This is a genomic window from Sorangium sp. So ce131 (genome assembly GCF_051519095.1).
Taxonomy (GTDB): Bacteria; Myxococcota_A; Polyangia; order Polyangiales; family Polyangiaceae; genus Sorangium.
Genome location: NZ_CP150455.1, coordinates 11,860,015 through 11,882,893, shown reverse-complemented (window position 1 = coordinate 11,882,893; position 22,879 = coordinate 11,860,015). Strand labels below are relative to the sequence as shown.

Genomic DNA, 22,879 nt, shown 5'->3' with positions numbered 1-22,879 from the left:
TGATGGCGGCAGGCGCCGCCTTCCTGCCCCGCGCTCAGCCGGCCGCCTCCCGGCAGAGCCGATCCACGCGCTTGAGCAACGTCGGGATCCGGTGAGCCCCGTGCATTCGCGCGACCCATCCCGCGGCGATCTCGGGCTCGACGCCCGCGGCGGTGACGAAGAGCGGCCGCTGGCTGCCGCCGCGGAGCACGGGGATCGCGAAGTCCGAGCCGGCGAAGCTGGTCTTGGAGACGCCGACGACGGTCACCTCGCGCGCGAGCGCCTCGAAGAGGTGCGCGCCGAGACCGGGTTTTTGGTCGTGCGAGAGCCAGACGTACCCATCGACGACGAGGACCGCGAGCGGCTCGGTGACGCGGCGGAGGACCGCGAGCAAGCAGGGGAGCTCGCGGCGGTAGAAGGCGCCTGGCTCGTAAGGGGCGACCTCGGTGATGGTTTCAATGAGAGACGTCTCCTCGGCGGGGTCGGCGAAGTCGCGGAAGAGCACGCAAGCGGCGGCGGCACCACGGGAGCCGTAGCTGACGTCGAGGGCGGCGATCATGGCGGCGGAGCGCTATCACTTTTTCAGGACCACGGTAGCCGGATCTTTTTCGAGGCAGCATGTCACCGGCTGCGGGCTGCGGAGTACCTCTCTAGCGAACGCCGGATGCACGCCGGTGGGAGCACGACGGAGGCCGGCAGCGCTCCGCAGCCGGGTGGCTCCGCAGGGCACCCACACGAGAAAGGATCACGTCATGTCCACAGCTCACCGCTCCCCTGAACGCGCCGACCTCCTCGCCCAGGTGGAGCGCATCAAAGAGGTCGCGCTACGCCATGCCGGCGACTCCGAGAGGGGCCGCACGCTCGCGCTCCCGGTCGTCGACGCGCTCCGCTCGAGCGGGCTTCTCAAGATGTGCGCTCCCCGCGAGGTCGGCGGCGGTGAGATCGACCCGCTCACCCATGTGGAGATCGCCGAGGCGGCCGCGCGCATCGACACGTCGACCGCGTGGTCGCTCAGCATCAACGCGTACTCGGCTGCGTGCGCGGGGGCTTACCTGCCCGACGCGGGCGTCGAGCGCGTCTTTCGACACGGCTTTCCGGTCGTCGCCGGCGCGCTGTCGCCCATGGGCACAGCGCGCCGGGTCCCCGGCGGCTACGTGATCCGCGGGCGCTGGGCCTTCGGGAGCGCCATACGGCACGCCGGATGGGTCATCTCGGTGGCCCTCCTCGCGCCGGAGGACGGGCAGCCGCCGGCCGCGGCGCCCGGGGTGATCGCCTTCCTCATCGAGCGCGAGCGCGTGCACATCGAGGACACGTGGGACACCGCCGGGATGCGTGGAACCGGAAGCGACCACTACCGGGTTGAAGATGCGTTTGTCGCCGAGGAGCTCACCTTCCCGTTCCCCAATGCCGCCGCGCAGCGCGGCGGCCTGGTCTTCTCGCTGCCGACGCTGCCTTCCGTCATGCCGGCGCACGTGGGTTTCGCGCTCGGCGTGGCCCAGCGCGCGCTCGACGAGCTCCTCCCGATGGCGTCGCGGCGGGTGAACCTGTGGACGTCGACGAGGGTGGCAGACTCGCCGGTCTTTCAGATGGACTTGGGTCGCGCCGAGGCCAAGCTCGCGGCCGCGCGCGCTTATGCCTTCTCGGTCATCGGCTCGGCGTGGGATCGGTTCAACGCGGGGGAGCCGCTCACGAACGAGGACAACTCGGCCATCCGGCTCGCGGGCGCGTACGCGACCGACGTCGCCGCGGAGGTCACGACGTTCGCATACCGGGCCGCCGGCGCGGGCGTGCTCTACGCGTCGTGCCCGCTGCAGCAATACTTTCGCGACATCTACGGGGCCACGCAGCACATCGCCGTATCCGACGACGCCTACCAGAGCTTCGGGCGGCTCAGGCTGGGACACGACGTCTCGCACATCCTCTTCGCGCCGCGACCCCCGCGCTAGCGGTAGCCGGTGACGTCGGCGGGCTTGCCGGCGTCCTGGACCTCGACGAGGTACCGCCACGCGTCCGGCTGGCTGCCGTCCCGATCGGTGAAGCCGTAGACGCGCGCCAGCTGGCCGCTCGACAGCGACTGCCCGGACCACCGGGCCACCTCCGGATCCGCCGCGAGCGCCGCCACCGCCCGGCCGACGTAAGCGGGGGTCTCCGAGATCGCGAAGTGGGGCTGCTTCGCGAGCGCGTCGCGCCAGCGCTCCTCGGTGACGCCGTAATGCCCCAGCATGATCTCCGAGCGCAGCCAGCCGGGCGTCAGCGCCACGGCGGTGCAGCCGTGGGCCCGCAGCTCCTCGGCCTGCGCGAACGCCATGCGGAGGACCGCGGCCTTCGCGAGATCGTAGAAGAAGGAGACGCGGTAGTGCCCTGCGTTGTAGTCCGCCGTGCCGTCCGTGATCTCGACGACCAACCCGCCCGGCCTCTTGATGAGCAGCGGCAGCGCGTGGTGGCTCGTGAGGATGTGGGTATCGACGGCCAGCCGCAGCAGCCGCATTCCGCTCTCCAGCGAGTGCTCCCACAGCGGCGTGTTCCACTCGAACAGGTGCTCGCCCCCCCACACGTCGTTGACCAGCACGTCGAGCCGGCCCTGCTCCCGTTCGATGCGCGAGACGAGCTCCCGCACCTGCTCGCGCTCCAGGTGGTCCACCTGCACCGCGATCCCCTTGCCCCCGGCCCGGTCGACCAGCTCGGCGGTCTCCTCGATGGTCTCGGGTCGATCCATCTCCGAGCGCTGCGCGCGCGTGGTGCGGCCCGTGACGTACACGGTCGCGCCCGCCGCGCCCAGCTCGACCGCGATCCCCCTGCCCGCGCCGCGTGTCGCGCCCGCGACGAGCGCCACCTTGCCCTGAAGTGCTTTGCTCATGCTCCGTCCGCTCCTTCCTGTCGAGGCGCGCGAGGGTCGCACGGGAATCCTGACACCCTCTGTCAGGTATTCCGGGGCCGCTGCGGCTGCTCCTCCTCCAGCCGCCGCTGGAGCGCGCGCCGGTTCACGCCGGGCCGCCGGGTGACCTTCGCGAGCGTCGGGCGGCCGCCGCCGCGCGCCCGGCGGCGGGATCGCGGCGCGCCGCGCGCCGGCCATTTCGATTGACGACCTCCATGTGAACGTTCACAATAGGCCCTAGGGCTTGGAATATGACGAAGCCCGGCGACGGAGGGGGGCTCGCCGTCGCTCTGGTCGTCGTGTCGGAACAACTGACGAAGTAGGGGCTTAACATGAATCACGCTCGTTCGAGCCTGGTTACTGGTCTTGTATTGTCGGCGTTGCTCGGGGCTTGCGGCGACGAGGAGGAGCCGGGGCTGTCGCCCTCTGGCACGGGGGCTCCGTCGTCGAGCTCCAGCAGCAGCTCGGGAAGCGGCGGCGCGGGCACCAGCGGCGGCGCGGGCACCAGCGGCGGCGTAGGGGGCGGCGGCGGCGAGGGCGCCAGCGGCGGCGGAGGGGGCGGCGGCGGTGAGGTCCCTGCGGTCTGCCCTGAGACCTACTCCAATCCTCTCATCTGGGAAGACCTCCCCGACGTGGAGGTCATCCGCGTCGGCGACACCTACTACTACACGGCGTCCACGTTCCACCATTCGCCTGGAGCGCCCGTGCTCCGCTCCTACGATCTGGTCCACTGGGAATACGTCTCGCACTCCGTTCCCGCGCTGGACTTCGACGCCTCGTACGACCTGCGCGGGGACAACTCCTATGTGAACGGGATCTGGGCATCCACGCTCCAGTATCGGAAGAGCAACGAGACCTTCTACTGGATGGGCTGCATGCACAACGTGGGCGGCGGCTGGGTCTTCACGTCCAAGTCCCCCGAAGGGCCCTGGGAGAAGCACAGGGGCGGTTGTTATTACGACATGGGGTTGTTGATCGACGACGACGACACCATGTACGTAGCCTACGGGAACAACACGATCAGCGTCGCCCAGCTGAGCGCGGACGGCTTCAGCCAGGTCAAGAGTCAGGTCGTGTTCCAGACGCCGGGCAACCTCTCCGGACCGCTGGAGGGCTCTCGCTTCTACAAGATCGACGGGGACTACTACATCCTCACCACGCAGTACGCGAACGGTGAGTACGTGCTCCGATCGACAAACGGGCCGTTCGGTCCCTACGAGCTGCGGCCCTTCGCGGTCAGGTTGCCCTACGCCGGCGCCGCGGGCTCCGGCGGGAGCCCGCATCAGGGCGGCATCGTCCAGACGCAGAACGGCGATTGGTATTACATCGGGTTCAACGATTCGTTCCCGGCCGGCCGCATCCCGGTCATGGCCCCGGTGACCTGGACCGACGGCTGGCCCTCGGTCACCCTGGTGGACGGCAAATGGGGAGGTACATACCCCTTCCCGAACCTGCCTTGCGGCTCGAACCGGGTGAAGCCGCCTCCAAGCAAGGATACCTTCGCGGAAGAGACCCTGCGCCCCGAGTGGGAGTGGAACCACAACCCCGACAACACCAAATGGTCCTCCGGGGCTGGGCTGACCCTGCAAGCGGCGACGGTGACGAACGATCTCTATGCGGCGCGAAACACGCTGACGCGCCGCATCGAGGGCCCCGTCTCGATCGCCACGATCGAGCTCGACTACAGCAGGATGCAGGACGGCGACGTGGCCGGCCTCGCTGCCCTGCGCGACGCGTCTGCGTGGATCGGGGTCAAGAGGGCCAACGGGGCGACGCGCGTCGTGATGACGAACGGGGTCACCATGAACACCTCCTGGACCACGACGAGCAGGGGCACGGAGGTGGCCGGGGCCGACGTGTCCGGCGGCAAGATCTGGCTGCGCGTGGAGGCCAACGTCCGCACGGACATGGGCGGCGCGCAAGCGCGCTTCTCCTACAGCACCGACGGCGCCCGGTTCACCAGCCTGGGCAACACGCTCAACATGAACAAGGACTGGCAGTACTTCCTCGGTTACCGCTTCGGCATCTTCAACTACGCCACGCAGTCTCTGGGCGGCTCGGTGAACGTCGCTTCCTTCGAGGTGACCAAGCCGTAATCTGCGAGCCGTTCGTCTGCATGCGCCGCCGCTCGTCTCGGCAGCCTTGCTGCCCTCGCCGGGGACCTGGTCCGCGGAGCGGGGTACCCTCCCGTCACGTCCCGTGGCAGCGGCGCGGCATGTCGCCGCGCCGGGTACCGGTGCTGCTGCGGGCCTACTGTTCTACCGGCGTTCGTAGAAGGTGAGGCTCACCCCGCCCGCCGCGGACCCCGGGTCGGAGCTCACATACGACTTCGTGTTGAGGATCGAGTACGGGCCGTCCGCGCGCGTCTCGAAGACCGGCACGAGCGCGCCGAACGGTCCGCAGTTCCTCACCACGATGACCTCGCCGTCGTTCGAGGACAGCGCGTACCTGGCGTCCAGAATCGTGCTCGCCCCGATGAGCTGGTAGTCCCCGCCTCCGGGAAGCACCGAGCCCGACAGGCCGCTGAGCAGCGTTCCGCCGGTGACCGTGCCCCCGGTGATGGGGATGATGTTGCGCGTGCCGCGCTTGCTCGCGCCGACGGAGACGGAGGAGCCGAGCGTGACGGACTCGGTGAACACGCTCGCGCCCCTCGCCCCGGTCTCCGTCGAGCACTCCCACGATTGATTGGGGACGCCCTCGGGATCCTTGAGCGTTATCTTCGGCTCTCCGGCGGCCACCTCGGCGATGTCGTAGACGTCGAGCTGGATCGTGCCCGCCGCGGCGTCGACGACGCGGGTGCCCGCGAACTTGCCCGTATTGAGCCAGGCGAGCGAGCTCGAATTCGCGACCTCGAAGTCGAGGACGATCCGGACGACCTCATCGCCGGCGGGCGCGACGCCGCAGGTCCGCAGGTAGATGACGCTGCCGTCGCTCGCCCTCAGGATGTTGATCTGCTCGAGCTCGACGGATCCGTTCGACAGCGTGAGCTCGAGGTCCATGCCGCCCGTGAGGAACGTGGCCTCGATGTTGTCGCCCGTGAGCGTGCCCCCCGTCACGTCGAGGAGGCGGCGGCGCCCGTACTGGGTGGTACCGACGTCGTGGGTCTCGCCGAGCTGGAGCGTCGCCCGGAAGACGAGCTCGCCGCGCGTGGGGAGCGGGATGCCGTCGGGCATGCCGCATGTCCACGAGGGATCGGGGACGATCGTCGCGTCGTGGTCGCCGCCGACGTCGCCGCCGCCGCCGCCGCCGTTGCCGCCGTTGCCCGCAGGTCCACCGGCTCCGGTGGTTCCGCCACCCGTGCCGCTCACGCTGGCGTCGCCGCCGGTGCCGGTCGTCCCAGCAGGATCGCCCGGCGCCGCGCCGCCAGAGCCGCTGGTCGTCGTCGCGCCGCTGCTATCCTCGCCGGACTCGCTGCACCCCACAGCGCAGACGCCAAGGATTCCAATCGTCAAGAGCTTCGCTGGCAGGTTCCAGGTCTTCATGGTCGGATCCATCCGTTCAAGAATGAGCGTGTCGTTCCCCAGCGAGCCCTCCGGCGCTGCCGCTGCCGGGCGGCGCCTCGGTCGTCCCATCCTTGCTGGAGCAGGCCAGCGCCGCGAGCACGCCGACCCCTGGAGCGGTCGCGCCGAACTTTCGAAGCGTTTCCGTTCGTCTCGCCTCTCAGTTTCGAAGATCGCCGTCCGTCGTCGCGTCACCCGATTCAGGCGACTGCAACGACCTCATACCCGAGTCCTCCGGATCGAGGCATAGGCATACCCGCCTATGTCTCGATGCGAGGCGTCAAGCCCACACCGGTAGATTGGTCGACCCGGGCGAGAATCAGATCTGCCGGCGCTACAATTGTGCCACTGGCGGCTCAGGGCGTGCCTCACTGCGGCCCGGGCGAGCCGGCGATGACCGCGGCCCGGCGCCCGCACCTCCTGACGCGGTGCTCCGAAGGGGCGTCGCCAGCCTCGTCCTCGCCGAGTTCGAGGATACCTGCATCCGGTCGATTGGATTTGACACTGGCCATGTGATCGCTCACATTTGCCAGGGGTATCCTTTTGCCTTGGTCTTGGCGGGGCGTCCTGCGCGCCGAGGCCTTCGTCCTCCCCTCCTTGTTGGCTCCCATTCCGTTCGTTTGGTCGTCGCGGAAGCGATTGCCGATCGACGGTGATTGGCGTTTGCCAAGGGTGATCCGCGAGAGAACACCATAAACCAGGATCCAGACGATGCCGAAACCAGGTGCTCGTTCCGCTCTTCCCGCCGTCGCCTTGATGGTCCTCGCGTGCTCGTCCGAGACGGGCTCGCCCCCCACGGGAGATGAAACGACCGGTCAGGGCGCGGGAGGCGGCGCGTCCTCCACGGGCGGGGCCGACGCTCCTGCGAGCGGCGGGGGTGGCGCGCCAGGTGGATCGACCGGGAGCGCGGCGTCGACCGGGGGCGGCGGCGCGGGGACCGGCGGCGCGGGGACCGGCGGCGCTGGATCGCCCGTGGGCAACCCGAGCCCTGGCTGCGGCAAGTCGGGGCGGCCCGGGAACGGAACGGTGACGGTCGACAACGATCACATCTACACGTTCCCGAGCAGCTACGACGGCAGCACCCCTTTCCCCCTCTTGATGGGCTTCCACGCCTGCGGCAACCCGATTGACCAGTTCATCAACCTCACGCGGGGGTCTGGCTTCGAGACGGACTACGTGCGCGCCGTCGGGAGGTCGTCGGACTCGGGCGGATGCTGGAACTACCGCGACGACATCGCCAAGGTTCTTCGCATCTACGACGACCTCATGGAGAACTACTGCATCGACATGGACCGTGTGTTCGCCACCGGCCACAGCTCCGGCGCCCAGATGATCGTGCAGATCTTGACGCACGAGCCCGACGCCGAGCACCTGAACTTCAGGGCGGTCGCGCCGGTCGCGGCCTCCGATTACGGCGCGCTGCAGGTGCCCACGCCCGTGATGTACATTCAGGGCAAGAACGACACCGTTCGCGGGGGGGACGGCGCGAGCACCGTCGCCAGGTTCCGCGCCGCCAACATGTGCGAGACGAGCTCGACGCCGTACGCCGAGGTCATGGGCTGCCAGAGCAGCGGCAGGGCGGTGAACCCCGGCTGCGTCTCCTACAGCGGCTGTTCGGAGCCGACGATCTGGTGCTCCCACGACGATCCCGCGTACAACAACACGAGCCATGGCGTGCCGTGCTTCGCCATCCAGGCCATGTACGACTTCTTCGCCGACATGCCGTAGACAGGGCTCATGACGCGCGAGCAGCGCCCGAGGTCTCAGCGTGACAGGCGCGTCGCCAGGTAGTGACGCATGGACATCGGCGCTCGGCCGAGCAGGCGCTCCAGCGTCGAGTCCACGGCGGCGAACTCGCGCTTCCGGCTCGCCGCGAACAGGCCGAGGAGCAGGTCGGCCCGTTGCTCGGGGACGCCGTGAGACATAAGGTCTGCTCTGAATGCTTGATCGCTGACGGTCACCCGCGTGATCGAGCGCCCGACGAGCTCCGACGCGATCGCGGCGATGTCCGCCAGGTCGAGGGCCGCGGTGGCGGTGAGCGGCGGCGTGAGCCCTTCGAGGCGCCCCTCGTCCGTCAGCGCGATCGCCGCCGCGTCGGCCAGGTCGCCGTGCTCGGTCCACGAGACCGGGCCGTCCTCCGGCGCGACGAGCTTGCCCGTCGTGAGGGCTCGCTCGAGGAGCATGAACCCGGACGCCGCGTAGAACCCGTTGCGGAGCGAGATGAACGAGACGCCCGACGCTTGCAGCGAGGCCTCGGTGGCCGCGTGGTCGCGCATGGGCGCGAAGGGGGACGCCGGGCTCGCGCCCATGTGGCTCGTGTAGAGGACGCGGCGGGCGCCCGCCGCGCGGGCCGCTTCGAGCGCGGCTCCATGCTGGCGCACCGCGTCCTCGCCTGCGCTGTTGACGGAGACGATGAGGACCTGCGAGGCGCCCTCGAACGCGCGGCGCAGGCTCGCGGCGTCCTCGAAGGCCCCTCGGCGCACGCGGACGCCGCGCTCGGCGAGCGCGCTGGCCTGCTCCGGCTCGCGAACGCTGACGCCGAGCCGAGCGGCGGGCACGCGCTGAAGGAGCCGCTCCACGACGGCTCGGCCGAGCTGACCGTTGGCTCCCGTGACGATGATCATGACAACCTCCTGCCGCATTCGGCGCAGCGACCCTGCGCGGTCATAACGAGGATCACGCGGCCTTCCATGCTCCGCGTGGCCCGGTGACGATGGCGCTCGCCACGCCATCGAACCTAGCGCCGGCGGCCGGAGCGCATTAGTGTGCTTGGAGGGAAGGGACTGTTGCCATGGACGCAAAAGTCGATCTGGACCTGAACGACGCCGCCCTCCTCGTGCGCGTCGTCCGGACGTGCAGCTTCTCGGCCGCAGCCCGCGAGCGCGGCGTGCCGGTCTCCACCGTGAGCCGGCGGATCGCGCGGCTCGAGTCCGCGCTCGGCGTGCGGCTCCTCGAGCGAACGACGCGGCGGCTCACGCTGACCGACGCCGGGCGCGCGTACTTCGGCCACGCCGAACGGGCGGTCGACGATCTCACGCAGGGCGCGGATCACGTCCGCGAGTTCCAGAGCGAGCCGCGCGGACGCGTGCGGATCGTGGCGCCGATCGCGCTCGGCGCCGCGGTGGCGAGCGCCGTCTGCACCTATCTCGCGAAGCATCCCCGCGTGTCGGTCGACCTCGAGATCGATTCGCGCCGGGTCGACCTCCTCGCCGGGAGCTTCGACATCGCCATCGTCCCGGGCCGCGTGGACGACACCGCCGATTTCGTGGCCCGAGAGCTCTGGCGGGCGACGCGGAAGCTGCTGTACGCGAGCCCGCGTTACCTCGAGGCGCGGGGCGTCCCCCGCCGGGTCGAGGACCTCGCGCGTCACGATTGCATCGCGGTGCACGTGACGGAGGGAATGGCCACGTGGACGCTCGGGCACGGGCGCCGGAGCCGACGCGTCACCTTCGAGCCTCGCTTCTACGTGAGCGAGTCCTCCGCCGCCTACCGCGCGACGCTCGCGGGCGTCGGCATCGCGATGCTCCCGGAGGTGTACTGCGCCGGGGACGTCGCCGCGAAGCGCCTCGTCCGCGTCCTCGAGGGGTATGAAGCCGAGGCCGGAGGCGTCAGCCTCCTCTACCGGGCGCATCGAGCCCTGACGGCCGCCGTCCGGACCTGCGTCGACCACCTCCTCGGGGAGCTGCCGTCGACCGATCCGGCGCGCGCCGGGAGAAGTGCTCCGGCGATTGCTCGGGAAGAACGCCGCACGAGCGTCGATCGGACGAACGGTGAGAGAGGTCGAGGAGGGGAGCGGGGTCAATCCTCGAGCGTGATCAGCCCGAGGAGGGGAGCGGGGTCAATCCTCGAGCGTGATCAGCCCGAGGAGGGGAGCGAGGTCAATCCTCGAGCGTGATCAGCCCGAGCCTGTAGGGCAAGCGGCCGTACTCCTCCCGAGAGTTCGGATCCCGCCCCTGGTAGAGGAACTGCATGTTGCACGGGTTGATGGTCATTCGCTCGTCGATCCCGGAGCGGACCATCTCGCCGTGGCTGATGTCGTCGGTCCAGTCCGTGCCCTCGAACGTCACGTTGGCGGGGCCGGCGAAGGGGTTCTGCTTCGTGTCGGCCAGCGGAGCCCAGGGGCCGTCGAGGCTCTCGGAGGTCCACGACCTGAAGAAGCGCGGGCTGTTGTCGAACGCCTCCACCAGGAGCAGGTACTTGTTCGATCCATCCACCTTGTAGACGTTGCTGGCCTCGAACAGGAGCCCCGCGCTGGGAGCCGTCATGACGACCTCGTAGCCATCGAAGTTCGGGAAGTCGTCGATGCTGACCTTCGAGCGGTAGAGCTTCCCGTCGTCCCGCGAGAAGAAGAGGTGGCAGTTGGCGTCGTCGCAGATGACCCAGAAGTCCAGCGCGCCGAGGGTGCTCCCCATGGCGCCCGGCTCACCCCGGAGCAGCGGCTGGGGCCGGCTCCAGCCGTTCATGTTGTTGATGTCGTCGTTGGTCGAGTACCTGCCGTTCCACTGGTAGATGAGGTACCACTTGTTGTGCGGCCGGAAATAGAAGACCTGGGGCGCGACCGTGCTGCCGGTGGGCCAGCCCGCCATGTAGTGCTGCTCGGCGGTGTTCGCCTGAGCGAAGTCCGTGAAGTTCAAGTACACCGACTGCCACGAGCCGTTGCCCCCCGTGGTGTCGAACACGGTGGCGAAGACGTGGTACTTGCCGTCGTGGAACACGATCGTCGGGTCCTTGACGGAGGCGAAGGTGCGCCCGGCAGGCGGCTTGGGGCTGATCACCGGACCCCCCGACTTCCACCGGAACGTGGTGGGCAAGTCGCAGGTCACCTCCGTGCCGCCTGCGCCGCCACCGCCGGCCGCCGGAGAGCCGCCGCTCCCCGCCGTCGGGTCGCCGCCCGTGCCCGTATCGCCTGCCCCGCTCGCGCCGGAGCCGGAGACCGGCCCGCCTGTGCCCGCTCCCCCTGTGCCCGTCGTGCCGCTGGCGCCCGGCGTCGGATTCTCCGTGCCGCCCGTTCCAGAAGCGGGCTGCTGGCCGTCCGACGCGTCGCTGCAGCCGGCGAGCGCCGCGACCACACAACCGAGGGCAGAGAGACGAAGGAGGGAACGGCACGGAATCGGGGGCCGGCGGGATAAATCGAAGTGAGTGATCATGCTGGTCTCCAGAGGGATGCCCAATCAGGGCAGCGAGCTCCTCAGAGCCCGACCGTTAAGGTGAACGCGCATCGCACATGAGGACGAGGGGCCCGGGGCACATGAGGTGCCTGTCCAGGGCAAGGCGGAAGAATACCCGGGCGTCGATTGTGAGCGTTCACATGATCGAGGTCAATCAAAAACGGGCGCGCGGCTCTCCGCGAGCTCCACGCGAGCTCCATCCGCGCGCAGCGGCGGCCGGCGGCGGTGCCCCGCGTGAGCTGACCCACGAGCAGGCGGCAGCGAGGCGTGGCGTGCGCGACGTCGACCCTGCTGGTCGCCGCGGCTGACGCGGCGCTCCAGAGCCCCCTGTCCTCCCTCGGGCTGGCCTCGGGCTCGAGGCCCCCGGCGGGTCGGTCGATTGAGATTGACACTGCTTATGTGAGCGTTCACAATCGGCGTGTAAGGTATCCTTTTGTCTGGTTCTCCCCCGAGACCGCGCGGGCTCACGCGGTGTCGCTCGGGCGCGAGCTCACGCGTTCACCTGGTGCTGGAATCGTTCGCCGTCGAACGATCGTGGACCAAACGTCGCAGGTCAAGCCGACGCCGCGCTCGATGACCGAGTGAAGGGGACAGATGCGGCGGATGGCCGTTGCATCGGCGCATTGTGCTGAGGGGGCTGCTTCACCACGAGAGCTTGGTCAGGAGACAATGATGGCCCGACCGTCTTTTTCGACGACCGGTTTGCCGCGCTTCAGGCGGGCGCTCGGCGCGGGGCTCTGCGCCGCGGCGCTCCTGCTCGCGGGGGGCACGGGCTCCCTGGGCGATGAGGGCGACGGCCCCGTTCCGACCGGTTTGCCGGGCGGGGCGGCGCCGTCGCAGGTCGCCGAGCGCAGCATGCTCCCGCGGCTGAGCCACGCGCAGCGGGAGAACACGGTGCGTGACGCCGGCGGCGCGTCGGGCTACCTGAAGACTGGCCAGTTCGTCGACGTCAAGATCACCAACAACAAGCTGCTCAACACGATCGGCGCCGCCGTCGGCTGCACCAACGGCCAGGGAGGCCCGCTCGACAACTTCGGCGACAGCAGCCTCGAAGGCGGGCTCGTCGATCCGATCATCGCCTAACCGGTAAGGTGGACATGCTCTCCTCGAGAAAATCAGCGCAACCGTCCTGGTGCGGGGGCGCGCTCGTCTTGATCGGGCTCTTCGCGAGCCCTTCCGCGCTGGCCGATTACCCGATCGCCTCGCACCGCTACCTCGCCGACCCGGCCTCGCTGGTGCACGACGGGCGGGTCTATCTCTACTGCTCGAACGACGACGACAGCGTCAAGGAGGACGGCTCGGACGACAGCTACAAGATGGCCTCGATCGTGGCCGTCTCGAGCAGCGACCTGAAGAACTGGACCGATCACGGGGAAGTGCTGCGCGTGCCCCGCGCCGCCCCCTGGGCGGCCCTCTCCTGGGCCCCGGCGATGGTGGAGCGCAACGGCACCATCTACATGTACTTCGGCAACGGCGGGTCGGACATCGGCGTCGCCTCGAGCGACAGCCCGACGGGACCGTTCACCGACGCGAAGGGCAGCGCCCTCGTGACCTCGAGGACCCCCGGCGCCTCCGGCCCCAACATGTGGCTCTTCGATCCGGGCGTCTTCGTCGACGACGACGGCCAGGCTTACCTCTACTTCGGCGGCAACGGCGAGCAGAACGCGCGCGTCATCAAGCTGAATGAAGACATGGTGAGCGTCTCGGGTTCGGCCATCGCGCTGACGGTCCCGTACTTCTTCGAGGCCGCCTGGATGCACAAGCGCAATGGCGTGTATTACCTGTCGTACTCGACAAACCCCGACAACGACATGCGGATCGACTACCTGACGAGCTCGAGCCCCACGTCCGGCTTCACGTACGGCGGCACGGCGGGGCCCCAGCCGCCGAAGAACAACAACAACAACCACGCGGCGATCTTCGAGTTCGGCGGCGCCTGGTACCACGCCTACCACAATCGCTCCGTCGCCACCGACGCCGGAGAGCCCACCAACTATCGCCGGAACCTCGCGCTGGAGTCGCTCACCTACGAGGCCGACGGCTCGATCGTGCCGGTGACCTACACGGAGGACGGGCTCCAGCAGATCGGGCGCTTCGATCCCTACGTGCGCGTCGAGGCCGAGACCTTCAACGCACAGCGCGGCATCGAGACCGAGCCCTGCGAGGAGGGCGGGATGAACCTCGCCAACATCAACGACGGCGACTGGGTGCGTCTCCGCGGGGTCGACTTCGGCGAAGGGGCGGAGAGCTTCCGTGCGCGCGTCGCGAGCGCCGCGCAGGGAGGCAACATCGAGCTGCGTCTGGACGCGCCCGACGGCATGCTTGCGGGCACCTGCGCGGTCGAGGCGACGGGGGGCTGGCAGGCGTGGAGCGAGACGTCGTGCGAGGTCGACGGCGCCACCGGCGTGCACGACCTCTACCTGGTCTTCACGGGCGGCGAGTCGTACCTCTTCAACGTGAACTCCTGGCAATTCGCGCCCCTCGGGGGCGGGGGAGGCGGCGGGGGGGGCGCGGCTGCAAGCAGCACGAGCGGCGCCGGCGGTGGCGACGGCTCCGGCGGAGGGCCCACGCCTGGTGCGGGTGGGGCTCCCCCGGACCCCGTGTCGCCCGCCCAGACGTCGGGGGGCTCCTCCGGCGGTACGTCGAGCGACGCCGGTTGCGGCTGCCGCCTGGCGAGCCGCGCTCCGTCCGGAAATGCCCTCGTGATGACAGCGCTGCTCGCGGCGTCCCTGGGGCTCCGGCGGCGCGGACGCCGGGCGGCCGGGTAGAGACGGTGATCCGGGCTTGAGCCCGGGAGATCGCGGCTGCGGCCGCCCGGCCCCGGTCGCGCCTCGTACGGCCAGGGCTACCGCGCGCCGACGCCCAGGTTCGCGATCATCGACATGCGCTGCGGCCCATCGCCGAAGCGCGTCCGCAGCCTGTCGAGGATCGCCGCGCCGAGCTCCCCCCAGCGCTCCTCGCCGAGCTTCCCCCGCAGCAGCACGATCACCGCGTTGCTGCGGCACATCGAGCGCCAGAGCTCCTCGGTCGACGGCGACTCCTGGGCGAGCTCGACCTCTCGCACGGACACGTCCCGGAAGCCCGCCGCCTCCATCTCGGCGCGGAACTCGCCGGCGTCGCCGAGCGGCGCCTTGCCGTCGCCGAAGGGCAGGTCGGGCAGCTCGGCGCGCAGGAACGAGGAGAGCTCGGCGAGGACCGGCATGCGCTCCATCGGCACCCAGCTCCCGACGACGGCGCGGCCGCCGGGGCGCAGCATCCGGAAGAGCTCGCGGAAGCCGCGGCCGCGATCGGGGAAGAAGATCAGCCCGAACATCGAGAAGGCGGCGTCGAACGAGCCGTCCTCGAAGGGCAGCGCCATGCCGTCGCCGACGCGGGCGTCGACCGCGAGCCCCGCGCGCGCGGCGCGCTCGCGCAGCCGCTCGACCATCGCCGGGGCGAAATCGACGGCGCTCACGCGCGCCTCCCTCGCGGCCAGCAGGGACAACGTGCCGGGGCCGGCGGCCACGTCGAGCACACGGGCGCCCGCGCCCACGCCCGCGAGCCGGAGCGCCTCGGCCGCGAACCTCTCGAAGAACGGGACGAGCTCCGCCGTGTAATCGTCGACGACCTTGTCCCACGCGACAGGGATGGAGAGCGGGCTCGCATTCTGCGTCATGCGAAGGTGCTATCACACCGGCGCCGAGCCGAGCCAGGCGCACGCGGAGCTGCCCGCCCGAGCCGCCCGGGGAGCGCGCCGGGTAGCCCGGTCCTCCGTCGGCGGCGCGATCCCACGCTGGGACGCCGTGTCAGGCGGGAGCCGGGGCGCCGGCGCCGGCGCCTCGGGCCGGGATGCCGAGCAGGTAGAGCTTCTTGAACTTGCCGCCCACCGATCCCTTCTCCCACCGGTAGCCGTCGCGCCCGAGGCCTTCCAGCAGCTCATCCAGGTCGCCGAGCGTGTAGGTCCTCGCGTTCGAGGCGGCTCCGTCCCATGCGAAGCACAGCGGGATGATCGGGACGAGGTAGGTGAAGACGAGCTGACGCCAGGTCAGGGGCCGCACGAGGGGCGTGATGAACAGGCACATCACGAAGTTGATCGGAAGCGCGAGCCACCAGAGGAAGACGGGAGGGGCGTTGTCGCTGATCTCGAAGATGCAGATGGGCTGTCCGCTCTTCTCGGCCGACTCCAGGATCTTCCTGGCGTCGGCCGGCCTCATGTGATGAAAGCTCCCGATCATCGTCCTGAGGCCCGGCGTCTCGCCGCCCATCCTCGTGGCGTCCACCGGGTCGGTCCAGTACGAGACGTTGCTTCCTTCCTGGCCGTTGATCCGCCTCGCCGCGTCCAGGTTGGGATACAGATCCGTGAGCGTCAGCTTGAGGCCGTCGAGGCCAGGCTTCTTGTTCAGGGTCTCGAGGACGTCGAGCATCGGTCCCCCGCTCCCGGAGCACAGGTCGATGATGCTGGACGCGCCCGACTCCTTCAGCGCCCGGGCGACGAGCTCCGCCACCTCGCCGCTCGTGCCCAGCGCCTTGTGCATGACCAGGATCAGGCGAGTCATGCAGGCCCGCAGCCAGTCTGGAAACCAGCTGAAGTCTTCCAGCTCGAACAGGTGGATTCGCTTCATTCACTCCATTCCGATGCGTCGATAGGCCAGGTGCAGCCGCCCGCGCGGCGGCATCGTCCACATGAAATCCGTTCCGGGCAAGCCCGTCAAGCACCGGACCGGCACCGTGCTCAGCTCCGGCTCGTAGTCCGGCGGAGTGGCTCGACGCGGGCTACGCATGGCCGGCGGCGCCCGGCGGCAGCGACACCCAGGCGCTGGTCCGGTCCGTGGAGTCGCTCACCGGGCTCCGGATGACCAGCTTCGGCGGCTGCCACGCCGGCAGCTCCTTCACGCTGATCGACTGCGCGGACGGCCGCGGCGGCGATGGCGCCCGCCCTTGAGGAGCACGAGCACCTGGTGAGGCGCCGCTCCGCCCGCCTGGCGAGCGGCGCAGACGGCGCGCCGCCTTGGGCGCCCCGGAAGCGACCGGCCGTCGGCACGAGCTCCCTGCGGCCCTACGCCGCCAGTTTTGCGTGTGCGTCAGCTTGCGGCCGCCGGACGGCAGGGGGTAGGTTCTTCGGAGGCGCTGCGCCGCTCGTCATGAGCCTGCCCCTCCCCCTCGGCATCTCCAACTTCCGTCAGCTCCGCGAGCTCGGCCTTGCCTACGTCGACAAGACCGCGCTCGTCTGTGAGCTCCTCGATCGACCCGGCGCCCAGGTGGTCTTGCTGCCGCGGCCGCGGCGTTATGGCAAGACGCTCAACCTCTCGATGCTGCGCTGCTTCTTCGAGCGGCAGGCAGAAGACCTCTCCGGCCTATTCGAAGGGCTTCGCGTCTGGAAGGCCGGCGAGAGCTACCGCTCCCATTTTCAGCGCTACCCGGTCATCGATCTGACATTCAAGGAGATCAAAGCTCCTTCTTGGGAGCAGGCGCTGGACGGGATCCGCCGAAAGATCCAGGCGCTCTTCCTTGAGCACAGCGAGCTGCTCGAGAGCGGCTCCCTGAGCGCGTGGGAGATGCGAGATTACCAGGCGATCCTCGACGGCTCGGCCGAGCTCGCGCTCTACGAGCGGTCGCTCCTGGACCTGTCGAGCTACCTGCGCCGCCGGCACGGCGAGCGGGTGATCATCCTCGTCGACGAGTACGATCAGCCCCTCCACGCCGGTTACGTCGGCGGCTATCTCCGCGAGGTCCTGGACTTCACCCGGGGATTCCTGGGCGCCGGGCTCAAGGACAATCCGCACCTCCAGCGCGCCGTCCTGACGGGCACGCTCCGCATCGCGCGGGAGAGCATCTTCTCCGGGCTGAATCACCTCGCGGTCTACAGCCTGCTCCGCCGCGAATTCCGGACGGCCTTCGGGTTCACCGAGCCGGAGGTCGAGGCCCTGCTGGATCAAGCGGGGCGGCGCGCGGATCTCGCGACGGTGCGGTCCTGGTACAACGGGTACGTCTTCGGGGGCGAGGTCGTCTACAACCCGTGGTCGGTCGTCAGCTATCTGGCCAGCGAGGACCGCCGCGCCAGGCCGTACTGGGTGTCGACGAGCACGAACGAGCTGATCCATGAGCTCCTCGAGCTCCACGCCTTCGCCGTGCAGCAACAGATGGAGACGCTGCTCTCGGGCGGTGCGATCGAGCAGCGGCTCGATGAGAACATCGTGCTCTGGGAGCTGCGCGAGCGGCCCGCAGCGCTCTGGTCGCTCCTCGTGTTCTCCGGCTACCTCAAGGCCGAGGAGGCGCCGGGTTGGCCCGAGGACGAGGAGCCGCCGTACCTGCTCTCGATTCCCAACCGGGAGGTGCGGCAGGTGTATACCGCGACGTTCTCGCGCTGGCTGGACGCGCGGCTGCGACGGCAGGGCGGGAGTCTGGATCGGCTGATCGCGAGCCTGCTGTCCGGGGACGCCGGCGGCTTCGCCAGGGAGCTCCAAGCATTTGTGACCGAGATGCTCTCGTACCACGATCTCGGTGGGCCGACGCCGGAGCGGGTCTACCAGGCCTTCCTGGTGGGCCTGCTCTCGGCGCTCGCCCCATCGCACCTCGTGCGGTCGAACCGGGAGTCAGGGCTGGGGCGCGCGGACGTGCTGATCCTGCCGCTTCGACCGGGAAGGCCGGGGGTGGTCCTCGAGCTGAAGGTGGCGGGACAGCGGACTCTTGAGGAGGCCCTCGAGGAGGGGCTCTCGCAGATCACGTCCCGCGGCTACGCCGTCGAGCTGCGCGCCGCCGGGGCGGCGCCGGTGCACGCGCTGGCCGTGGCGTTCGACGGCAAAGTAGTGCGGGCGCGCGCGGCGCCAGGTGCAACGCTTGACCCGGAGCCCTGAGGAGCGACCCGCGATGCGCCGCCACGACCCCTGCTCTTCCCCCGACGCCCTCCCGCGCCGCGCCCTGCTCAAGGCCGCGGCGGGCGCGGCCCTCTCGGGCGCCCTCGGCCTGCCGGCGCGGGCGCTCGCCGCGGGCGGCAAGGCGGAGGACGACTTCTTCGTCTTCATCCACGCGGCCGGCGGCTGGGACGTCACGCTGTGGGCCGACCCGCGGAACGAGCGCACGGGGCTCGTCGCCCCGGCGACGACCGACAACACCGACACCGCCGGGCTCCGCCTCTGGGTGGACGCGCCCGCGAGCGGCGACACGAAGACCTTCGCGCTCGTGCGGCCGCAGGGGTCGAACATCGCGTTCGGCCCCGGGATCGGCCGCCTCGCGGACCTCTACGACCGGCTCTGCGTCGTCAACGGGCTCGCGATGAACACCGTGAGCCACCCGGACGGCGCGGCCTTCTCGACCACGGGGCGGCACCTCAGCGGCGGGCGCGCCGTGTCCTCCAGCGTCGACGCGATCTGCGCGAGCGAGCTCGGCGCGGGCCAGACCTTCCCCATCGTCTCCGTCCAGTTCCCCTCGGCCGTCGTCGGCGACCGCCTCGATCGCCGCGCCGCCCCGCTCATGGTCGGCGAGATCGGCTCGATCAGCCGCTCGCTCTACCGCTCGCCGCACTACGACACCCCCGAGGATCGCGCCGCCGTCACCGCGCTGCTCTCCGAGGAGGCGCGGACGCTCGCCGGGCGCTCCAGCTACACCGAGGCCCTGAACGGCTTCGCGCTCCAGGCCGAAGGCCTGAACAAGATGCTCAAGTCGGGGCTCCAGGAGGTGTTCTCCAGGGGCCAGCTCGTCCGCGCGCACCCGGAGTTCAACTACCGGGCGCGCTTCGGCGTGGCGCCCGCCGTCAACGCGGCGTTCGCGCTGGAGGCGATGCAGCGGAACGTCGTCCGCTGCGTGAGCTTCTCGAGCAGCGGGTTCGACACGCACACGAGCAACCACCGTCTGCACGCGGCCACCCTGCAGGACCTCTTCGACCTCATCGCGGCGCTGCTCGGCTCGCTCGACAAGGCGCCGCACCCGACCAGGGCGGGCAAGAAGCTCTCGGATCACACCCACATCCTCGTGACCAGCGACTTCTGCCGCACGCCCCAGATCAACACCACGATGGGCCGCGACCATTACCCCAACAACTCCGCCCTGGTGATCTCGCCCCGCTTCCGCGGGAACCTCGTCTTCGGCAAGACCGACCCAGAGCAGCTCCTGCCGGCCCAGGCCAAGGTGTTCCAGGGCGGGCCGCGGCCGATCGCCCCGCCGGATCTGCTCGCCACCTTCCTGTTCGCCTTCGGCATCCCCCCGCGCGACCACCTGCGCGACGGCGAGGTCGTGCCGGAGCTGCTCCGGAGCCCCTGATGCGCCTGCGCAGGGCGGCGTGCCTCGCCGCGCTCGCGCTCACGCCCGCGCGCTGGCTCGCCGCGCTGGCGCCCGCCGGCGGCCTCGCCGCGCTCGCGCTGGCGCCCGCCGGCTGCGCCGCCGAGGCCGCGGCGCCGCTCGGGCAGCTCGCCGTGCGCCCCGTCGCGTGGCCGGCGGCGGGCGCCGAGCTCGGGCCGGTCCGCGCGGTCGCCGACGCCGGGGACCGCGTAGTGCTGTTCCACGACGGCGCCGCGGCGATCTTCGTGAACGGCGCGCTCGCCAGGGTGGACCGCGCGCCCCGCCGCTGGGTGGACGCCGCGACGCTCCCGGCGCCCGACGGATCCGGCACGTGGATCGTCGGCGTCGACAGCCAGGGGCAGCTGCTCCGGCTGCGCGGCCAGGGGTCGTTCGAGCCCGTCTCCGACCGCTACGGCCTCGAGCGCGCCGCGTTGCGCGCCGCGCGCGACCTCGGCGGCGGCGGCGCGGCCTTCGCGCTGGACGGCGAGATCGCGGTGGCCGACGGCGCCGTGGTGACGCGGTACGCCACGGGGCCGCTCGCGGCGTTCGCGGCGGGCGGCGGGCGCGTGGCCTTCGTCGCCGACGGCCTGCACACGCTCGACGCGGCCACGCGCGTGGTGCGGCGCTATTCGCTGCACGCTGACGCCGCCGGCCCTTCCGGCCCAGGCGGCGCCGCGCCGCTGCTCGCCGTGACGGGCGCGGGCGCGCTGCTCGCGGCGACGCCGGCGGCGCTCTACGAGGCGGACGGCGCCGGCGTGCTGCACGTCCGGCTCCGCGCGAGCGCCGCGCTCCACGGGCTCGCCGTCTCCGGGGAGCGGGTGTGGTTCGCCGACGGCGGCGAGCTCGGCGCGCTCGACGAGGACGGCGCGCGCGCGACCCGCGGCGCGCGCCTGCCGCGCGACGGCCGGCTGATCGGCTCGCCGAGCGGCGACGTCTGGCTGCTCGCCGCGGGCGCCCTCCGGCGCTTCGCCGCGGCGCAGGGCGCCGACGCCGCGGGCGGCGCCGGCGTCGACGCCGCGCGCCGCGCCGTCGCCGGCGGCGCGCCCGCGTGGGACGACCTCGAGCCCGTGTTCGCCCGGGCGTGCGCGCGCTGCCACGGGCCGCGCGGCGAGGGCGGCGTCGACCTCTCGACGCGCGCGGCCTGGACGGCGCTCCGCGACGCCATCGGGCGCCGCGTCATCGACGAGCGCACCATGCCGCCGCCGGGACACCCGCTGTCCGAGGCCGACCGCGCCCGGATCCGCGCGTTCGTCGAGAGCGAACGCGCGGGCGTCCGGACGCGGCCGTGATGCGCGCGGCCGCCGTCGCGGCGCGCGCGTCTTGCGCTACCCTGGGCGACCACCGCGAGAGGAGCGCTGCCTGATGATGTCGTTCAGCCCGGATCCACGCATCGCTGAGCAGCAGATGCACGCCATCATCTACTACCTCACCGGGTTCGGGTACATCGACGGCGACCTCGACGAGACCGAGAAGACCTTCATCCGCGGCTACATCCGGGAGCTCGTCGAGCAGCGGGCGCGCGAGGCGCTCGGCGACGACGCCCCGGCCAACCAGGACGTGATCGCGCGGTGGATCAACCACTTCCACGAGGTCTTCTCCGAGATCGACCACCAGATCCAGGGCCTCTTCACCGAGAGCGTCGCCGAGGGCGAGGACCCGAAGACCTTCGTGCTCGCGAGGATCAAGCTCCGCTGCTTCGAGCTGCTCGACGGCTTCGACGACGAGAGCCGCGAGGCGCTGCTCGCGACGGTCGACGGGCTCATGTACGCCGACGGCGTCGTCCACCCGAACGAGCAGCGGTTCCGCGACGACCTCTTCGCGCTCCTGTCCTCGGCCCCGGTCGAGCTCGACGACGTGGAGATCGAGACGCTCGAGCAGGGCGCGGTGGTGATCGATCCGGCCACGCGCAAGAAGGCGCGCGAGATCGATCACCCCTTCTTCAAGGCGTTCGAGTGGGACTACGCGAGCGATCCGGCCACGTTCGCGGAGCAGGCCAAGGTCGATCTCGACCTGATGCGGCGGTTCGAGGAGAAGCTCGAGGAGCAGCGCGCGCGCGGCGCCGGGCGGCTCGACGCCGCGCTCGATTTCACGGGCTTCGCCGGGCAGGCGCCGTTCCTCGACGGCCACGTCTACGTCGCCGCGCCGGACCCCGGGCAGGACTACGAGATCCTGGTCGTCGGCGACCTGCACGGCTGTTACTCGTGCCTCAAGGCGGCGCTCATGCAGGCGGACTTCTTCGCCAAGCTGCAGGCCTACCGCGACGACCCCGCGCACAACCCGCGGATGATGCTGGTGTTCCTGGGCGACTACATCGATCGCGGCAGGTTCAGCTACAACGGCGTCCTGCGCACGGTGATGCAGCTCTTCCTCGCCGCGCCGGACAGCGTGTACGTGCTGCGCGGCAACCACGAGTACTACGTCGAGCTCAACGGCCGCGTGCTCGCGCCGGTGCGGCCCTCCGAGGCGATGAGCTCGCTCGCGGCGATCGCCCCGAACGAGGTGTTCGCCGCGTACATGCGCCTGTTCGAGGCGCTCCCGAACATGCTGGTCTTCGACCGCATCCTCTTCGTCCACGCGGGCATCCCGCGCGACGAGACGACGGCCGCGAAGTGGAGGACGATCTCGTCCCTGAACGACCCCGAGCTGCGGTTCCAGATGCTCTGGAGCGATCCGAGCGAGGTCGACGCCATCCCGCCCGAGCTCCAGGCGGCGACCGCGCGGTTCCCGTTCGGCAAGCGGCAGTTCCGGAGCTTCATGCAGAAGCTCGGCTGCACCACGCTGATCCGCGGCCACGAGCGCATCCTCGAGGGCTTCCGCGTCGTCTACGACGACCCCGACTGCCGGCTGCTCACCCTGTTCTCCGCGGGCGGGAGGACGAACGACGACCTGCCGCCGACCAGCAACTACCGCGACGTCACGCCGATGGCCCTCACCATCCACCACAAGGCGGGCATCAGCCAGCTCACGCCGTTCGTGATCGAGTACGAGCGGTACAACGACCCCAAGTACAACGCGTTCTTCCGCGAGCAGCTCCCGCCGCTCGGCGTCCCCGCGTGACGCGCGCTCGCCCCTCCGGCCAGCGGCCCTGACCGGGCGGCGCAAGG

17 protein-coding genes are annotated in these 22,879 nt (G+C 70.5%); 10 read left to right on the top strand and 7 right to left on the bottom strand.

Annotated features, from left to right (window positions below; all coding sequences use genetic code 11):
• Window positions 1-34 precede the first annotated feature (34 nt).
• Window positions 35-538 (bottom strand): endonuclease V, encoded by a 504-nt coding sequence (locus tag WMF43_RS43205; RefSeq protein ID WP_437674012.1) that lies wholly within the window; start codon window positions 536-538, stop codon window positions 35-37.
• A gap of 193 nt (window positions 539-731) precedes the next feature.
• Here WMF43_RS43205 and WMF43_RS43200 point away from each other — a divergent pair, with 193 nt between their 5' ends.
• Window positions 732-1,925 (top strand): acyl-CoA dehydrogenase family protein, encoded by a 1,194-nt coding sequence (locus WMF43_RS43200; protein ID WP_437674010.1) that lies wholly within the window; start codon window positions 732-734, stop codon window positions 1,923-1,925.
• Here WMF43_RS43200 and WMF43_RS43195 read toward each other — a convergent pair.
• Window positions 1,922-2,836 (bottom strand): SDR family oxidoreductase, encoded by a 915-nt coding sequence (locus WMF43_RS43195; protein WP_437674008.1) that lies wholly within the window; start codon window positions 2,834-2,836, stop codon window positions 1,922-1,924. The genes WMF43_RS43200 and WMF43_RS43195 overlap by 4 nt on opposite strands.
• Window positions 2,837-3,186: 350 nt before the next feature.
• On the opposite strand from WMF43_RS43195, the gene WMF43_RS43190 reads away from it, so the two are divergent.
• Entirely contained in the window at window positions 3,187-4,950 is a 1,764-nt protein-coding gene (locus tag WMF43_RS43190) for a glycoside hydrolase family 43 protein (RefSeq protein WP_437674007.1), read from the top strand.
• Between the two features lie 162 nt (window positions 4,951-5,112).
• On the opposite strand, the gene WMF43_RS43185 is transcribed toward WMF43_RS43190, so the two are convergent.
• Window positions 5,113-6,336: a DUF3237 family protein gene (locus WMF43_RS43185; protein WP_437674005.1), complete on the bottom strand. Its 1,224-nt coding sequence runs from the start codon at window positions 6,334-6,336 to the stop codon at window positions 5,113-5,115.
• Window positions 6,337-7,065: 729 nt separating this feature from the next.
• Between WMF43_RS43185 and WMF43_RS43180 the strand changes: the two genes are divergently transcribed.
• Window positions 7,066-8,082: an alpha/beta hydrolase family esterase gene (locus WMF43_RS43180; protein ID WP_437674003.1), complete on the top strand. Its 1,017-nt coding sequence runs from the start codon at window positions 7,066-7,068 to the stop codon at window positions 8,080-8,082.
• 35 nt (window positions 8,083-8,117) lie between these two features.
• Here the strand turns inward: WMF43_RS43180 and WMF43_RS43175 are convergent, their stop codons facing one another.
• Window positions 8,118-8,978 (bottom strand): NAD(P)H-binding protein, encoded by an 861-nt coding sequence (locus WMF43_RS43175; RefSeq protein WP_437674001.1) that lies wholly within the window; start codon window positions 8,976-8,978, stop codon window positions 8,118-8,120.
• 167 nt (window positions 8,979-9,145) lie between these two features.
• Between WMF43_RS43175 and WMF43_RS43170 the strand changes: the two genes are divergently transcribed.
• The gene (locus WMF43_RS43170) at window positions 9,146-10,249 is read left to right on the top strand and encodes a LysR family transcriptional regulator (RefSeq protein ID WP_437673999.1); all 1,104 of its coding nucleotides are present in this window, start codon (window positions 9,146-9,148) and stop codon (window positions 10,247-10,249) included.
• Here WMF43_RS43170 and WMF43_RS43165 read toward each other — a convergent pair.
• Window positions 10,233-11,423 (bottom strand): non-reducing end alpha-L-arabinofuranosidase family hydrolase, encoded by a 1,191-nt coding sequence (locus tag WMF43_RS43165; RefSeq protein ID WP_437673997.1) that lies wholly within the window; start codon window positions 11,421-11,423, stop codon window positions 10,233-10,235. The genes WMF43_RS43170 and WMF43_RS43165 overlap by 17 nt on opposite strands.
• A gap of 801 nt (window positions 11,424-12,224) precedes the next feature.
• Between WMF43_RS43165 and WMF43_RS43160 the strand changes: the two genes are divergently transcribed.
• Both WMF43_RS43160 and WMF43_RS43155 read left to right on the top strand, forming a co-directional pair.
• A complete protein-coding gene (locus tag WMF43_RS43160) occupies window positions 12,225-12,605 on the top strand; it encodes a hypothetical protein (RefSeq protein ID WP_437673996.1) in 381 nt (126 codons plus the stop codon).
• Window positions 12,606-12,619: 14 nt separating this feature from the next.
• The gene (locus WMF43_RS43155; RefSeq protein ID WP_437673994.1) at window positions 12,620-14,290 is read left to right on the top strand and encodes a glycoside hydrolase family 43 protein; all 1,671 of its coding nucleotides are present in this window, start codon (window positions 12,620-12,622) and stop codon (window positions 14,288-14,290) included.
• Window positions 14,291-14,367: 77 nt separating this feature from the next.
• On the opposite strand, the gene WMF43_RS43150 is transcribed toward WMF43_RS43155, so the two are convergent.
• Together WMF43_RS43150 and WMF43_RS43145 are read right to left on the bottom strand one after the other, a co-directional pair.
• A complete protein-coding gene (locus WMF43_RS43150; RefSeq protein ID WP_437673992.1) occupies window positions 14,368-15,177 on the bottom strand; it encodes a class I SAM-dependent methyltransferase in 810 nt (269 codons plus the stop codon).
• A 130-nt stretch (window positions 15,178-15,307) separates the two neighbouring features.
• Window positions 15,308-16,123: a hypothetical protein gene (locus tag WMF43_RS43145; protein ID WP_437673990.1), complete on the bottom strand. Its 816-nt coding sequence runs from the start codon at window positions 16,121-16,123 to the stop codon at window positions 15,308-15,310.
• 519 nt (window positions 16,124-16,642) lie between these two features.
• Between WMF43_RS43145 and WMF43_RS43140 the strand changes: the two genes are divergently transcribed.
• The 4 genes from WMF43_RS43140 (at window position 16,643) to WMF43_RS43125 (ending at window position 22,832) form a co-directional block, all read left to right on the top strand.
• Window positions 16,643-18,355: an AAA family ATPase gene (locus WMF43_RS43140; protein WP_437673988.1), complete on the top strand. Its 1,713-nt coding sequence runs from the start codon at window positions 16,643-16,645 to the stop codon at window positions 18,353-18,355.
• Window positions 18,356-18,368: 13 nt separating this feature from the next.
• Window positions 18,369-19,757 (top strand): DUF1501 domain-containing protein, encoded by a 1,389-nt coding sequence (locus WMF43_RS43135; RefSeq protein ID WP_437673987.1) that lies wholly within the window; start codon window positions 18,369-18,371, stop codon window positions 19,755-19,757.
• Window positions 19,757-21,064, top strand: coding sequence for a c-type cytochrome (locus WMF43_RS43130; RefSeq protein ID WP_437673985.1), 1,308 nt, complete (start codon window positions 19,757-19,759; stop codon window positions 21,062-21,064). The genes WMF43_RS43135 and WMF43_RS43130 overlap by 1 nt, the downstream gene beginning before the upstream one ends.
• Window positions 21,065-21,137: 73 nt before the next feature.
• A complete protein-coding gene (locus tag WMF43_RS43125) occupies window positions 21,138-22,832 on the top strand; it encodes a metallophosphoesterase family protein (protein ID WP_437673984.1) in 1,695 nt (564 codons plus the stop codon).
• Window positions 22,833-22,879 lie beyond the last annotated feature (47 nt).

Excerpts from the sequence above, each read along its gene's own strand:
- WMF43_RS43205 (WP_437674012.1), bottom strand. The coding sequence starts at position 538 with ATGATCGCCGCCCTCGACGTCAGCTACGGCTCCCGTGGTGCCGCCGCC.
- WMF43_RS43200 (WP_437674010.1), top strand. The coding sequence starts at position 732 with ATGTCCACAGCTCACCGCTCCCCTGAACGCGCCGACCTCCTCGCCCAG.
- WMF43_RS43195 (WP_437674008.1), bottom strand. The coding sequence starts at position 2,836 with ATGAGCAAAGCACTTCAGGGCAAGGTGGCGCTCGTCGCGGGCGCGACA.
- WMF43_RS43190 (WP_437674007.1), top strand. The coding sequence starts at position 3,187 with ATGAATCACGCTCGTTCGAGCCTGGTTACTGGTCTTGTATTGTCGGCG.
- WMF43_RS43185 (WP_437674005.1), bottom strand. The coding sequence starts at position 6,336 with ATGAAGACCTGGAACCTGCCAGCGAAGCTCTTGACGATTGGAATCCTT.
- WMF43_RS43180 (WP_437674003.1), top strand. The coding sequence starts at position 7,066 with ATGCCGAAACCAGGTGCTCGTTCCGCTCTTCCCGCCGTCGCCTTGATG.
- WMF43_RS43175 (WP_437674001.1), bottom strand. The coding sequence starts at position 8,978 with ATGATCATCGTCACGGGAGCCAACGGTCAGCTCGGCCGAGCCGTCGTG.
- WMF43_RS43170 (WP_437673999.1), top strand. The coding sequence starts at position 9,146 with ATGGACGCAAAAGTCGATCTGGACCTGAACGACGCCGCCCTCCTCGTG.
- WMF43_RS43155 (WP_437673994.1), top strand. The coding sequence starts at position 12,620 with ATGCTCTCCTCGAGAAAATCAGCGCAACCGTCCTGGTGCGGGGGCGCG.
- WMF43_RS43150 (WP_437673992.1), bottom strand. The coding sequence starts at position 15,177 with ATGACGCAGAATGCGAGCCCGCTCTCCATCCCTGTCGCGTGGGACAAG.
- WMF43_RS43145 (WP_437673990.1), bottom strand. The coding sequence starts at position 16,123 with ATGAAGCGAATCCACCTGTTCGAGCTGGAAGACTTCAGCTGGTTTCCA.
- WMF43_RS43140 (WP_437673988.1), top strand. The coding sequence starts at position 16,643 with ATGAGCCTGCCCCTCCCCCTCGGCATCTCCAACTTCCGTCAGCTCCGC.
- WMF43_RS43135 (WP_437673987.1), top strand. The coding sequence starts at position 18,369 with ATGCGCCGCCACGACCCCTGCTCTTCCCCCGACGCCCTCCCGCGCCGC.
- WMF43_RS43130 (WP_437673985.1), top strand. The coding sequence starts at position 19,757 with ATGCGCCTGCGCAGGGCGGCGTGCCTCGCCGCGCTCGCGCTCACGCCC.
- WMF43_RS43125 (WP_437673984.1), top strand. The coding sequence starts at position 21,138 with ATGATGTCGTTCAGCCCGGATCCACGCATCGCTGAGCAGCAGATGCAC.